Annotated in this window: 14 protein-coding genes and 1 riboswitch; of the genes, 13 read left to right on the top strand and 1 reads right to left on the bottom strand. The window is 41.1% G+C overall.

The annotated features are described in order from the left end of the window. The first annotated feature begins 3 nt into the window (after nucleotides 1-3). The 5 genes from fliS (at nucleotide 4) to ACIQZD_RS15790 (ending at nucleotide 2,467) form a co-directional block, all read left to right on the top strand. Nucleotides 4-405 (top strand): flagellar export chaperone FliS, encoded by a 402-nt coding sequence (gene fliS, locus ACIQZD_RS15810; RefSeq protein WP_402904394.1) that lies wholly within the window; start codon nucleotides 4-6, stop codon nucleotides 403-405. After that, nucleotides 405-749 carry a flagellar protein FliT gene (fliT, locus tag ACIQZD_RS15805; RefSeq protein WP_402904392.1) on the top strand — a complete coding sequence of 115 codons (345 nt, stop codon included), beginning with the start codon at nucleotides 405-407 and terminating at the stop codon, nucleotides 747-749. The genes fliS and fliT overlap by 1 nt, the downstream gene beginning before the upstream one ends. Before the next feature lie 252 nt (nucleotides 750-1,001). Beyond that, entirely contained in the window at nucleotides 1,002-1,559 is a 558-nt protein-coding gene (gene hpf / locus ACIQZD_RS15800) for a ribosome hibernation-promoting factor, HPF/YfiA family (protein WP_352923949.1), read from the top strand. A 298-nt stretch (nucleotides 1,560-1,857) separates the two neighbouring features. Beyond that, nucleotides 1,858-2,058 carry a hypothetical protein gene (locus tag ACIQZD_RS15795; protein ID WP_402904389.1) on the top strand — a complete coding sequence of 67 codons (201 nt, stop codon included), beginning with the start codon at nucleotides 1,858-1,860 and terminating at the stop codon, nucleotides 2,056-2,058. Between the two features lie 151 nt (nucleotides 2,059-2,209). Next, nucleotides 2,210-2,295, top strand: a riboswitch (cyclic di-GMP riboswitch). Between the two features lie 31 nt (nucleotides 2,296-2,326). Then, a complete protein-coding gene (locus ACIQZD_RS15790; protein ID WP_402904387.1) occupies nucleotides 2,327-2,467 on the top strand; it encodes an anti-repressor SinI family protein in 141 nt (46 codons plus the stop codon). Nucleotides 2,468-2,616: 149 nt separating this feature from the next. On the opposite strand, the gene ACIQZD_RS15785 is transcribed toward ACIQZD_RS15790, so the two are convergent. Further along, the gene (locus ACIQZD_RS15785) at nucleotides 2,617-2,940 is read right to left on the bottom strand and encodes a helix-turn-helix domain-containing protein (protein WP_063233922.1); all 324 of its coding nucleotides are present in this window, start codon (nucleotides 2,938-2,940) and stop codon (nucleotides 2,617-2,619) included. 421 nt (nucleotides 2,941-3,361) lie between these two features. Between ACIQZD_RS15785 and secA the strand changes: the two genes are divergently transcribed. The 8 genes from secA to ACIQZD_RS15745 all read left to right on the top strand — a co-directional run bounded on the left by secA (nucleotide 3,362) and on the right by ACIQZD_RS15745 (nucleotide 13,460). Further along, complete coding sequence (secA, locus tag ACIQZD_RS15780) at nucleotides 3,362-5,875, top strand: preprotein translocase subunit SecA (RefSeq protein ID WP_402904385.1); 2,514 nt, start codon at nucleotides 3,362-3,364, stop codon at nucleotides 5,873-5,875. 170 nt (nucleotides 5,876-6,045) lie between these two features. Further along, nucleotides 6,046-7,144 (top strand): peptide chain release factor 2 gene (gene prfB, locus ACIQZD_RS15775; protein WP_241593077.1). Its coding sequence is split into 2 segments (ribosomal slippage): nucleotides 6,046-6,108 and nucleotides 6,110-7,144, totalling 1,098 coding nucleotides; the frame shifts between segments, so codons are not numbered across the junction. Nucleotides 7,145-7,299: 155 nt separating this feature from the next. Beyond that, a complete protein-coding gene (locus ACIQZD_RS15770) occupies nucleotides 7,300-8,163 on the top strand; it encodes a YitT family protein (protein WP_402904382.1) in 864 nt (287 codons plus the stop codon). A 49-nt stretch (nucleotides 8,164-8,212) separates the two neighbouring features. Further along, nucleotides 8,213-8,554 carry a cytochrome c551 gene (cccB, locus tag ACIQZD_RS15765; protein WP_402904380.1) on the top strand — a complete coding sequence of 114 codons (342 nt, stop codon included), beginning with the start codon at nucleotides 8,213-8,215 and terminating at the stop codon, nucleotides 8,552-8,554. 295 nt (nucleotides 8,555-8,849) lie between these two features. Beyond that, a complete protein-coding gene (gene ftsE, locus ACIQZD_RS15760) occupies nucleotides 8,850-9,536 on the top strand; it encodes a cell division ATP-binding protein FtsE (protein WP_402904378.1) in 687 nt (228 codons plus the stop codon). Continuing rightward, on the top strand, nucleotides 9,526-10,419 hold the full coding sequence (ftsX, locus tag ACIQZD_RS15755) for a permease-like cell division protein FtsX (protein ID WP_402904376.1): 894 nt from the start codon (nucleotides 9,526-9,528) through the stop codon (nucleotides 10,417-10,419). The genes ftsE and ftsX overlap by 11 nt, the downstream gene beginning before the upstream one ends. Before the next feature lie 95 nt (nucleotides 10,420-10,514). Beyond that, the gene (locus ACIQZD_RS15750; RefSeq protein WP_402904374.1) at nucleotides 10,515-11,891 is read left to right on the top strand and encodes a murein hydrolase activator EnvC family protein; all 1,377 of its coding nucleotides are present in this window, start codon (nucleotides 10,515-10,517) and stop codon (nucleotides 11,889-11,891) included. 144 nt (nucleotides 11,892-12,035) lie between these two features. After that, nucleotides 12,036-13,460, top strand: coding sequence for a S41 family peptidase (locus ACIQZD_RS15745; protein WP_402904372.1), 1,425 nt, complete (start codon nucleotides 12,036-12,038; stop codon nucleotides 13,458-13,460). Nucleotides 13,461-13,671 lie beyond the last annotated feature (211 nt).

Below are 13,671 nucleotides of genomic sequence, written 5' to 3'. Positions count from 1 at the left end.
AATATGGCAATAAATAATCCATATCAATCGTATCAGCAAAATTCAGTCAATACAGCATCCCCGGGTGAGCTTACATTAATGCTTTATAATGGCTGTTTGAAGTTCATCATGCTTGGGAAGAAGGCCATTGAAGCAGGAAATATCGAAGCGAAGAATACGAACATCATCAAGGCGCAAAATATTATCCGCGAATTGATGGTGACACTGAATATGGATGAGGATGTATCCAAAGATATGATGAGTCTGTATGATTTCATGAACTGGCGTCTGATAGAAGCGAATATGAAAAATGATGTTTCTGCCTTGGAAGAAGTGGAGGGCCTTGTTACTGAGTTCCGGAATACTTGGAAGGAAGTAATTCAAATCAATCGGAAAAAACAATTTACCCAAAGCGGTCAAGTTTAATGGTGATTAGGACCTTTCATGATTTGACTGTTGAATTACTTGCCGTTCTGGAAGATCACACGATCACAGAGCGTGATGATAAAATAGAAAGGATCACAAAGCTGATCGATCAGCGAGATGGAATTCTTCCTCAAATCAAACCGCCTTTTACTGCTGAAGAGCAGCAGCTGGGACGTGCAGCACTGTTGCTCAATCAAAAGGTCGATCACTTGTTGAAGCTCCAGAAGCAGGAGATACAGCGGGATATCCAGGAAATAAATAAGAAGAAACGATCATCCAATAAATACACGAACCCGTATGAAAGTCTATCAGTGGATGGTATGTTCTACGATAAAAGAAATTGATTACACGACCGTTTGGATTCCAAACGGTTTTTATGTTAATTATTTTTAAATTTTCTGTAAATAAAATAGGCTTAATTTTTTCTTTATAGCATAGCATTTGATATAATGAAGCTAGGGCAGACATCAACCCTTTCCAAACCTCCCGACAATTGTTTCATTATTTCGACATATTTCATGATGTGTTTCTAAAAGGAACCGGAGGGGTATTGTAGAATCTAACTGTATAGTCTTAATTTAAGGAGGACTCACTTTATGAATTACAACGTACGCGGTGAAAACATTGAGGTAACTCCAGCAATTCGAGAATACGTCGAAAAGAAAATTGGCAAGTTAGAACGATATTTTAACAATACACCAGATGCAAATGTGTTAGTGAATTTAAAAGTGAACAATAATACATCAAAGGTCGAAGTGACGATTCCGATGCAGAATTTGGTTCTTCGTGCTGAAGAGGAAAATGCGGATATGTATGCTGCCATTGACTTGATCAATGATAAGCTTGAACGCCAAATTCGTAAACATAAAACGAAGGTCAATCGTAAGTTCCGGAACAATCTATCGGCTGCACCAGATGCATTCGCCTTCAATACGGAAGTTGACGAAGTGGTGGATGAATTCGAAGACGATAATGATATTGAAGTGGTCCGCAATAAGCGCTTTGATTTAAAGCCGATGGACAGTGAAGAAGCGATTTTACAAATGAATATGCTTGGTCATAGTTTCTTCGTTTACACGAATGCGGATACTAATACAACGAACGTAGTGTACCGCCGAAAAGATGGACGCTATGGATTGATTGAACCTAGTTAATTATTATTCTAAGATCACAAGCACAGCCCAGCCTTTGGGTTGTGCTTTTTTAATGCCTGTTGATAGAATTCGTTTGAAAAGGAAAAAAATGATTGCTTCTTTTGTTCTCTAAAGAATCCAAATCAACGAAAAATCCTTAATAAAGAACAATATTTGTTCTTTATTAAGATAAATAGTCAGTTTTACCTATTTAATAACCCCTTTCTTTTGCACTATACTCAAATTGTAAGTTCTTTAAAAAGAACGACTGGTTTTTTATAAAAAACAATTTGATCAAGGTGCAGAGGGGTTGGATTACTTGTATCGAAAGAATTGCCATACTTGCCATAGGGCTTCTTTTAGCAGTGCGGAATATGGAAAGTGGCTTTGCCCGACCTGCGGTGAGGATTTAACTGAGCAAAAAGCCATGGATGCACTTACAATGGAGAGAATCAATACACAGCAACGAAATATTAAGAAGAGTAATATTTACTATTATATAAAAAAAGAAATTAAATAAAGAATCATCTGGAATTCAAATTTTTTTAATATTGTAATATTTTGTCGGATAAAAGTTTTTGCATTTAAGTAGATTACCGACATAAAATAGCAATATATGGAGTGGGTATCCGTTATAATATGATTATAAGTAGTGTATTTGGTAATAAATACCACGACAAAGGCAAACTTATTGAAAGATGAGGGCGCAAAGGCACAGGTCTAAGGTCCTCGAGACTATGATGGCTGGTCTGCCTGAAATACAAAGAGTATTTTAGGAGGTAGAAGAGGTGGCTAATGTGGAAATAGATCAAGAATGGGTGAAATTGATTTCAGAAGCAAGGAGCTTGGGTTTCAAAAAAGAGGAAATCAGTGCTTTTTTAAAACGGGAAAGCCTTGAGGCAACATTAGAGGAGAACAATGGAAAATAGCTTCCGAACAAGATCGAGAACATCCCTATAAACAGTAATTCGATTCATTAGCTGTTTATAGGGTTTATTCTTCCTTGAGATTCTAACAAGTCTAGCTTATTCAAACTGTATTCTTCAGGATTATGTAGGTAAACTAGTGCACTACCACTCTACTCTTCTTTATCTTTTCTCCATTTATTAAACTCGATGAATTCCCTGAATTGTTGTTTTGAAACACCCGAATTCATGGCCTCCTCAACGATTTTCATCCAGTCAGTGTCCAAGGTTTCCTTATTTGGTGCATCATAAAGCAGGGCATCAACAGGAATGTTAAGTACGGCGGAGATTTTTTCAAGAAATTGAATAGAAGGATTCGTTTGTAAGTTCCGCTCGAGCGAACTTAAATAAGACTTTGCCACACCCGCTTTATCGGCAAGTTCAGTCATCGACATTTTCTTTTCTTCTCGCAGTTTTTTTACACGTTCACCAATCATCAATACCACCTCGAAACATGTTCTATTTATCTTCCGCAAATAAGTGTCGGCAGCCAATCTTATCATTCAAAACAAGACGACTGTAAGGTTGGATTACCTTGACATGCTATCGCTAGAGAGGACACACAGCATCTAGTGATGGAAGGTTATGGATAATTCTCGTTTGCGTTTGGAATAGTGGGGAATTTTGCAACATATTTTTTATACTTCCTTCTATTTTAACAGTTTTACTCCTCATTTATCCATTGTTTTTCGCAAGAATTGTATTCAGGTCTATACCAGGGAAGTGACATGAAGTTGTACCTCTATGATAGAAGTGGTAAAATTAAGCGTGCATTAGTAATAATAGAAGTGTGTTTCTTCTTACTTATATGAATTTTGTCATTGAACGATCATTACCATAATAGAGGAGCGTTATTGAATGCTTAATATATTAAATAAAGTTTTTGATCCGAATAAGCGAGAAATCAAACGTTTAGAAAAAATCGCTGATCAGGTCGAAGCGCTGGCCGATGAGACGGCTTCGTTATCGGATGAACAGTTGCGTGCCAAAACGGGTGAGTTTAAAGAGCGTTATCAAAATGGGGAAACCGTTGATGATTTGCTTGTTGAGGCTTTTGCGGTTGCGCGTGAAGGGGCAAAGCGTGCTCTGGGCTTATATCCTTACCGTGTTCAAATCATGGGTGGGGCATCACTTCATGATGGAAATATCTCCGAGATGAAAACAGGGGAAGGTAAAACCTTAACATCCACCATGCCGGTTTATTTAAACGCGCTTACCGGTAAAGGTGTACATGTCGTTACTGTCAATGAATACCTGGCACACCGTGATGCCACCGAGATGGGTGTATTGTATGACTTCCTTGGTTTGACCGTCGGGTTGAACTTGAACAGTCATTCTAAAGAAGAAAAGCAGGCGGCGTACAATGCGGACATTACGTACAGTACGAATAATGAGTTAGGTTTTGATTATCTTCGTGACAATATGGTGTTATATAAAGAACAAATGGTACAGCGCCCGCTGCACTTCGCTGTCATTGATGAAGTCGATTCGATATTGATCGATGAGGCAAGAACGCCATTGATCATTTCCGGTTCCGCACAAAAATCGGCTCAGCTTTATATCCAGGCCAATGCGTTTGTAAGAACCTTAAAAAAAGAAACGGACTACACATATGATGAAAAGACAAAAGGTGTTCAGCTGACGGAAGATGGGATGAATCGAGCTGAAAAAGCGTTTAATATCGATAATTTATTCGATATTAATCACGTTACTTTGAATCATCATATCAATCAGGCGTTAAAGGCTCATGTTTCCATGCATTTGGATGTGGATTATGTGGTCCAGGAAGGCGAGATAGTCATCGTTGACCAATTCACTGGCCGTTTGATGAAAGGCCGCCGATACAGTGAAGGTCTCCACCAGGCGATCGAAGCGAAAGAAGGACTTGAAATTCAAAATGAAAGCATGACTCTTGCGACGATCACGTTCCAGAACTATTTCAGGATGTATGAAAAACTTTCAGGTATGACCGGTACAGCCAAAACGGAAGAAGAGGAATTCCGCAATATTTATAATATGAATGTCATTGCGATCCCGACAAACAGGAATATCATCAGGGATGACAGGGCAGATCTTATATACGCGACAACTGATGGGAAATTCAAGGCTGTTGTGGAAGACATAGCCGAACGCTATACAAAGGGTCAGCCTGTGCTTGTCGGTACGGTTGCCATTGAAACATCTGAAGTCATATCTGCCTATTTATCCAAAAAAGGAATCCCTCACGATGTTTTGAATGCCAAGAACCATGAGCGTGAAGCGGAAATCATTGCGAATGCAGGTAATCAAGGCTCAGTTACGATCGCTACGAACATGGCAGGGCGCGGTACGGATATCAAGCTTGGTGAAGGTGTCAAGGAGCTTGGGGGCCTTGCTGTAATCGGTACGGAACGTCATGAAAGCAGGCGTATAGATAACCAGCTGCGTGGTCGTTCCGGCCGTCAGGGAGATCCAGGGGTCACTCAATTCTATTTATCAATGGAAGATGAATTGATGCGCCGCTTCGGTTCGGATAACATGAAAAACATGATGGCACGCCTTGGTATGGATGATTCCCAGCCAATTCAAAGCAAAATGGTGACAAGGGCCGTTGAATCTGCACAGAAACGGGTCGAAGGCAATAACTTCGATTCACGTAAGCAATTACTGCAGTATGATGATGTTCTCCGTCAACAACGGGAAATTATCTATAAACAGCGTTTCGATGTCATGGAAAGTGAAAACTTACGTGAAATCGTCGAAACGATGATCACGGCATCCATCCAGCGAAATGTTGTCGCGTTTGCACCAATGGGCGATGAGGAAGGCTGGAATTTACAAGGCCTTGTCGATTACCTGAATGGTAACCTATTCAATGAAGGTTCAATCACCGTAGCTGATTTGGAAGGGAAAAATGAATCGGAATTGGTTGAGTTCATTTTAGCAAAAGTGAAAGAAAGCTATGACCAAAAAGAAGAAGAGCTATCTGAAGAACAAATGCGTGAATTCGAAAAAGTAATCGTTCTTCGTGCAGTCGATAGTAAGTGGATGGACCATATTGATGCAATGGAGCAATTGCGCCAAGGGATCCACCTTCGTGCTTATGGTCAGATTGATCCGCTTCGTGAATATCAATCAGAAGGTTTCGCAATGTTTGAAGCGATGATTGCTTCAATGGAAGATGAAGTCGCAAAATACATCATGAAGGCCGAAATCCGCAACAATTTGGAACGCAAGGAAGTCATAAAAGGACAAGCGGTCAATCCGAAGGAAGAAGACGGGGGAAAAGTGAAAAAAGCCCCTGCCCGTAAAAAGGAAGACGTTGGCCGAAACGCGTTATGCCCATGTGGCAGCGGTAAAAAATATAAGAATTGCCATGGCAATTTAGGCTAAAGTTAGGTGTATAATGATTATGGGACGGTTAAGTGTAAGGCTTGCCGCCTCTTTTCATGTTTAGTTTGCATAAAGCAATACATTTGCATATAGTTTGGAGAGGTTTACTTGTAATGAAGGGAATCCCTCTTCAGGGATTTTTTTTAACATACTTAATGAGGTGAAGAGAAATGGAATTAGCAGAAATTAGAAATGAACTTGAACGGACAGCGCAACGATTAACGGACTTTAGGGGGTCTCTTTGACTTAGATGAAAAAGAGGCACGAATCGCACAGCTAGAAAATGAGATGACACATCCCGATTTTTGGAATGATCAGCAAAAAGCACAAACTGTCATCAATGAAACGAATGCTTTAAAAGAACAAGTCAATCAATTGTCCGACCTGAATGAATCATATGAAAATCTGGATTTGACATATGAATTAGTGAAAGAGGAGAATGATCAAGAACTTTTAGCGGAGCTGGAAGAAGAGATCACGGTTCTTGCACAAAAGATGAATGACTTTGAACTTCAACTTTTACTAAGTGAAGAATATGACTCGAAAAATGCCATTCTTGAGCTGCATCCTGGTGCAGGCGGAACGGAGTCCCAGGATTGGGGTTCCATGCTGCTGCGCATGTATACAAGATGGGGTGAAAAAAGAGGCTTTAAAGTGGAAACCCTTGATTACCTTCCAGGTGATGAAGCTGGGATCAAGAGTGTCACTTTAATTTTCAAAGGCCATAACGCCTATGGTTATTTGAAAGCGGAAAAAGGGGTACACCGTCTTGTCCGTATTTCTCCTTTCGATTCCTCAGGACGACGCCATACTTCATTCGTTTCATGTGAAGTCATGCCGGAATTCGATGAGACGATCAATATAGAAGTACGCACGGAAGATTTGAAAATAGACACGTACCGGGCAAGTGGTGCAGGTGGTCAGCATATCAATACAACTGACTCGGCAGTACGGATCACCCATATACCTACGAACACCGTGGTTACTTGCCAAAACGAGAGATCTCAAATCAAAAACAAGGCCCAGGCCATGAATATGCTGAAAGCCAAATTGTATCAACGTGAAATTGAGCAGCAACAAGCGGAATTGGATGAAATCCGTGGTGAGCAAAAGGAAATTGGCTGGGGAAGCCAAATTCGTTCTTATGTTTTCCACCCGTATTCCATGGTTAAAGATCACCGTACTAGTGCGGAGACCGGAAACTTGGGAGCTGTCATGGATGGCGATATCGATATGTTCATTGATGCCTACCTGCGTTCAAAATTATAAGATCAGCCAGTCGGACCGGTTTCCCCGGTCCGGCTTTTTTTATTTTTTCCTTTTTAATGAATCTTCTGGCTGACATTTACAGGATTGAAAAGGGATGCTCTACCTCGTTCGGCCAATACTAGATAATAATGATGGTTCGAGGAGACTTATGCAAAATGAAGAAAAGATACCGGGAGCAGAAGCACCCTTTAATTCAAAAGTTAACTGAGTATGGATTGGTGATTGTCGGTTCATCCATAATTGCCATTGGTTTTAATGTATTCTTACTGCCTAACCAGGTCGCATCTGGCGGGGTCAGCGGGATTAGCACGATTCTCGATTCAACTCTCGGTTGGGAGCCAGCATACGTTCTTTGGGGTTTTAATATCCCTTTGTTCATTGCGGGTCTTATTATCCTTGGTAGACATTTTGGAGCCAAAAGCTTGATTGGAACCTTGTTTCTGCCTTTAGTGGTATTTCTGACAAAGGATTGGGATGCATGGACGAATGATGCATTGCTTGGTTCGATTTGCGGAGGGATGATGGTCGGACTTGGGCTGGGGATCGTCTTTCGAGGGAAGGGTTCCACAGGCGGAACTGATTTGGCGGCACAGATTTTCCATAAGTATACCCATCTGTCATTGGGGACCTGTGTGGCTGTCATTGATGGAATCATCGTTTTAAGTGCTGCCATCGTTTTTGATATTGAAAAAGGGCTTTATGCATTGATTGGATTGTATGTGACAAGCAAGACGATCGACCTCGTCCAAATTGGATTGAACCATTCGAAGATGTCATTAATCATCACGAATAAAGAAATGGAAGTAAGGGATGCTATCATACATGAGCTGGACCGGGGTGTAACAGGCATATCCGGGTATGGCGGCTATACGGATGATACTCGACCAATTTTGATGTGCGTAATAGACCAGTCGGAATTCACCAAATTGAAACAATTGGTGAAACTCGTTGACCCTAAAGCATTTGTAATTGTAATGGACGCATCGGAGGTACTTGGGGAGGGTTTTAAACTGGATTGAAATTGGTATAATGTTCTTGTACTGGTATAAATCAGAGGGGGTAAATTCAATGAAAATGAAGTGGTTATCCTTAGTTTTGGGAACTTCTTTGGCCTTGGCTGCATGCGGTGGGAACGATGATGCTGCAGATAAAGAGCCTGCAAGTGAAAATAATGAAACGACTACGGCAGGTGCCGGTGATGCCGCAAAAATTTATGAAAACAAATGTTCAAGTTGTCATGCAGTGAATCTTGAAGGCGGCGTAGGACCGAATTTAACGAAGGTCGGTTCTAAGCTATCAAAAGCAGACATCGAAAAAGTCATTGCGAATGGTCAAGGCGGAATGCCAAAAGGTATAATCCAGGGCAAGGAAGCGAGCATGGTCGCTGAATGGCTTTCTGAACATAAATAATTATTAATGAAACGTTCTGCTTAGCAGGACGTTTCATTTAGCCTCCTTTAAAACCTCGAAACAACTCACATTTAACCCCTTTTTCAAGCAATCTTAATCCTGGAATTATTACATAGATGTTGATATATGTCTAACTGAAATGAAACTGTAATATTTTTTATGCTTAATTTGACAAAATATGATGTTATAATGTTTCTGTGCTCAAGTAAGAGAGATTCCTGTCAGATTTCAGTGAAAATTGTCGAAAAAGCTGCAGATACATAGTGATAATCCAAGCAAATTAGGTGGTTTTAGAATGATAGAAATGATAGATGTGAAAAAGACATATCCAAATGGCGTAATTGCCATTAATGGAATCAATGTGAAAATAATGCCAGGCGAGTTCGTTTATGTAGTGGGTCCGAGCGGTGCCGGAAAATCGACCTTCATCAAAATGATGTATAGGGAAGAAAAGCCTACAAGCGGTAATATCTTGGTCAATGGTCTTAGCCTGCCAAGTATCCGTAATTCGAAAGTTCCTCTATTCCGCCGTAATATCGGTATGGTATTCCAAGATTTTAAACTCCTTCAAACATTCACTGCATATGAAAATGTTGCTTTTGCCATGGAAGTTATTGAAAAGGATCCAGAAGAAATCAAAAAGAGAGTAATGGAAGTCCTTGATCTGGTTGGCATTAAACATAAAGCAAGAATGCTGCCTTCCGAGTTATCTGGTGGAGAACAGCAAAGGGTTGCAATAGCCCGTTCGATCGTCAATGACCCTAAGGTAGTCATAGCCGACGAGCCTACAGGTAATCTTGACCCCGAAACATCATGGGAAATCATGAACATATTTGAAGAAATTAATAAACGCGGAACTACACTTGTCATGGCCACTCATAATAGGGACATCGTCAACAATATTAAACGACGTGTCATTGCCATTGAAAGTGGAAAAATAGTACGCGATGAACATCGAGGTGATTACGGATATGAAATTTAGAACATTGCTCCGTCACTTCCGTGAAAGTTTTAAAAATATTGGCCGTAATGGATGGATGACGTTTGCTTCAGTCAGTGCAGTAACGGTCACTCTAACATTGGTTGGCGTCTTTTTAGTGCTCATGATGAATTTAAATCATATCGCGGGAAATGTGGAGAAAGATGTCGAAGTTCGCGCACATATTGATAATGCGGCGAATGATGACGATGTAAAAGCTATTGGTAAGCAAATTACGGAGATGAACGGCATTGAATCAGTGATTTTCTCTCCAAAAGATGAAGAGCTTACGAATTTAATAGATGATTTAGGAGATAATGGCGAGGCTTTTAAACCATTTGAACAGGATAACCCATTAAGGGACGTTTATGTTATCAAAACGAAATCTCCGCAAGATGTCATCAAGGTGGCAAAAGAAATCGAAGGTTTGGAGTATATCCAAAGTGTTAAATATGGACAAGGCTACGTCGAGAAACTATTCAGCTTTGTTGATATTGCTAGAAACATAGGGATCGTTCTTATTGTAGGATTACTATTTACTGCAATGTTCCTGATTTCGAATACGATTAAAATTACCATTGTAGCCAGAAGAAAAGAAATTGAGATCATGAGATTGGTAGGAGCAACGAATACGTTCATCCGTTGGCCATTCTTCTTGGAGGGACTGTGGTTGGGAGTCCTCGGTTCCATCATTCCGATAGGTCTGATTGCAGTACTCTACTACAATCTTTATAAATATGCAGCACCGCAGATTACGTTAAAATTCATCGATTTCCTGCCTGCTAATCCGTTTATTTATCAAGTTTCGGCCATCCTCATCGTAATTGGTGCCGTTATCGGGATATGGGGCAGCTTGATGTCCGTCAGGAAGTTCTTGAAAGTATAAAAGTGTATCTTTGCTCGAAAGCCAAAAGAAGCCAGACATATAAAGAGAGACGTTACAAGGCTCCGGATGTAACGGGTTGAAAGGGGAAATGAAACGTGAAAAAGAATATCATTGCCATGAATGCCTCCATCATGATCGGGTTGGGAAGCATTCTAGCGGCACCTTCGGTTTATGCTGAGTCGATTTCGGATTTAGAAAAACAGAAAGAATCCATCCAGGAAAAACGTTCGGGTGTTGAATCGAATATTTCCGACACGGAAAAGAAAATCGATAACCTGCAGGATAAGCAAATGACTGCAGAAGACCAAATCGCTGCCATTGAAGCGAAAATTGCAGAGTCCGCAAAAAAAATCGATGCTAAAAATGCTGAAATTACACAAACGAAAAAAGAAATCGAGGCATTGAAAGAAGAGATTAAAGTATTAAAAGAGCGAATCGCCAAACGTAATGAAGTATTGAAGGAAAGGGCACTTTCTTTCCAGGAGACTGGCGGGGACGTGAACTACCTTGAAGTATTATTCGGATCATCCAGTTTTGGGGATTTAGTTGACCGTGTCGGAGCTGTAGCGACAATCGCAGAAGCAGACCGCGATATTTTAAAGCAGCATGAGCTGGATAAAAAGGATCTGGAAGAAAAGCAAAATGCCGTTGAAACGAAGCTTGCCAGTTTAGAAGTGGCAAAAGCTGAACTATTGGAAATTCAAAAGCAACAAAAACAGCAGAAGCAAGAAAAGGATGCTTTAGTTAAGAAATTAAAGCAACAAACTGAAAAGCATGAACATGAGAAGATGGGTCTAGAGGAAGAAAAAGCGAATCTTGCTGCTCAAGAAAAGGCCATCAAATCAGCCATCAGCTTAGAGCATCAACGTCTTGCCGAATTGGAAGCAGCTCGTAAAAAAGCGGCAGCCGAAGCGAAAAAACGTGCAGAGCAAGAAGCGGCTCAAGCAGCATCACAAGCATCCGAATCAAAAAAACAATCCACTTCTTCAGGATATAGTGCAAAAAGCAACAGTTCATCAGCGCCATCAACTTCACAACCTTCGTCTAATGTAAGTCAAGCGCCAGCTGTATCATCTGGTACTTTCACTAGACCAAGTGCAGGATATGTATCTTCAACAATGGGTGAACGTTGGAATAAACAGCATGCCGGCATCGATATCGCTGCTAGCGGAACGGTTCCAATTGTGGCTGCAGCCGACGGAGTCGTAAGCCGTTCTTACTTCTCAAGTTCATACGGTAACGTCATCTTCGTCACGCATTCGATCGGCGGTCAGCAATGGACTACGGTGTATGCACATTTAAACTCTAGACAAGTAAGTGAAGGTGCTGTTGTCGCCAAAGGTCAACAAATTGGCATCATGGGGAACACTGGACATTCGTTCGGTCAGCATTTACACTTTGAGCTACATAAAGGCGCATGGAATTATAGCAAGTCAAATGCTGTTAATCCATTAGACTATATACCTAATTAATACCCAATATATCAATTAAAAAACAGACCAGGATAAATTCCTTGTCTGTTTTTTTTTTTTTTGGTGTCACCATTTTCTATAAGCATATTCTTTCCATTCCCCTCATATAGTGAAATACATATCAGGTCAGAAATGGGGATAAATATGGTCAAAAAATGGGTACTTCCTCTAGCAATCATCATGTCACTAGCCATTGGAGCAGTGGGGGGCATATATTGGACAAGCCTTCCGGCTAAGAATGAAGCAAAGGATGAAAGTCAAGAAATAACGAAGGATAAGGAATGGGCAAAAGTGGAACAAGCTTACGGTTTGATCGTAAGTCAGTATGTAGAACAGGTGGACGGCTCCAACCTGGTGGAGGGTGCCATCCAGGGCATGCTGTCAGCTTTGAAAGATCCTTATTCCGTATATATGGACAAGGAGACCGCCAAGCAATTCAATGAAACCCTGGACTCCTCTTTTGAAGGGATCGGGACGGAAATCGGAATGGAAGATGGTAAGGTCATAATTGTTTCTCCTTACAAAGACTCGCCTGCTGAAAAAGCTGGATTAAAGCCGAAAGATCAAATCCTTAAGGTGAATGGTGAAAGTGTAGAAGGTTTGGATCTGTATGAAACACGCCTGAAAATCCGCGGCAAAAAAGGATCTCCCGTCAAAATGGAAATAAAGCGGGCAGGGGTGGACAATCCACTTGAATTCAATATGGTGCGTGCCGAAATTCCGTTGGATACCGTATTTTCATCAATTAAGGAAGTTGCCGGAGAACAAATCGGTTATATCGAGTTGACCACTTTCTCGGAAAATACTGCGTCTGATTTCAAAAAGCAGATGAAAGAGCTCGAAAAGAAGGGAATCAAGGGCTTGGTCATAGATGTACGCGGCAACCCAGGTGGCCTTCTTTCTAGTGTGGAAACGATTCTTGGCGAGTTTATCACAAAAGACAAGCCTTATTTGCAAATTGCAGAAAGAACGGGTGAAACACAATCGTTTTTTACAAGCCTTAAGAAAGCGAAAAGTTATCCCATTGCCGTCTTGACGGATAAAGGCAGCGCCTCAGCCTCGGAAATCCTGGCAGGCGCGATGCAAGAGGCGGGAGGCTATCCATTGGTTGGCGAGAAGACCTTCGGGAAAGGCACAGTACAGCAAGCTGTACCAATGGGTGATGGCAGTAAGATTAAACTTACATTATATAAGTGGCTGACGCCTTCAGGGAACTGGATCCATAAAAAAGGGATCGAACCGACAATCAAAGTGAAACAACCGGAGTATTTTGATGCCCATCAGCTGGCCATTGAGAAGGTGTTGCAGCGGGATATGAATGATGAACAAATCCAGTATGCCCAAAGCATTCTGAAAGGACTTGGATTTGAACCGGGCCGTGAGGATGGATATTATGATTGGAGTACAGAAATCGCAGTAAAAGCATTCCAAAAACAATTTGGCCTGGAAGTGACTGGTAAGCTGGACTCTAAAACCGCAGCACATCTGGAATCCGCCATTCTGGAAAAGATCCAGGATGAAGATAATGATATTCAGCTACGCACGGCTTTGAATTATTTAGTGAAATAACTTGATGGCACCGTTCCCTTGGAGCGGTGCCTCTTTTGCATTTGTACGAGCCCCGCCTGCGAACATGGAGGCAGTATAGGGGAAACTTAAGATAAAGCTACTTAATTCTGCATCTTAATAGGCATGGAGGCTACATTTTTGATAGAATAGGAGGTAACTGACCAGAACGAAATTGACAAAATTTTGATTACTTTTGAGGATGGTGGAAAGA

This window comes from Peribacillus sp. NPDC096447 (assembly GCF_044762725.1).
Taxonomy (GTDB): Bacteria; Bacillota; Bacilli; order Bacillales; family DSM-1321; genus Peribacillus.
Note: the sequence above shows the minus strand (reverse complement) of the source record. Positions and strands in the feature narration are given on the sequence as shown.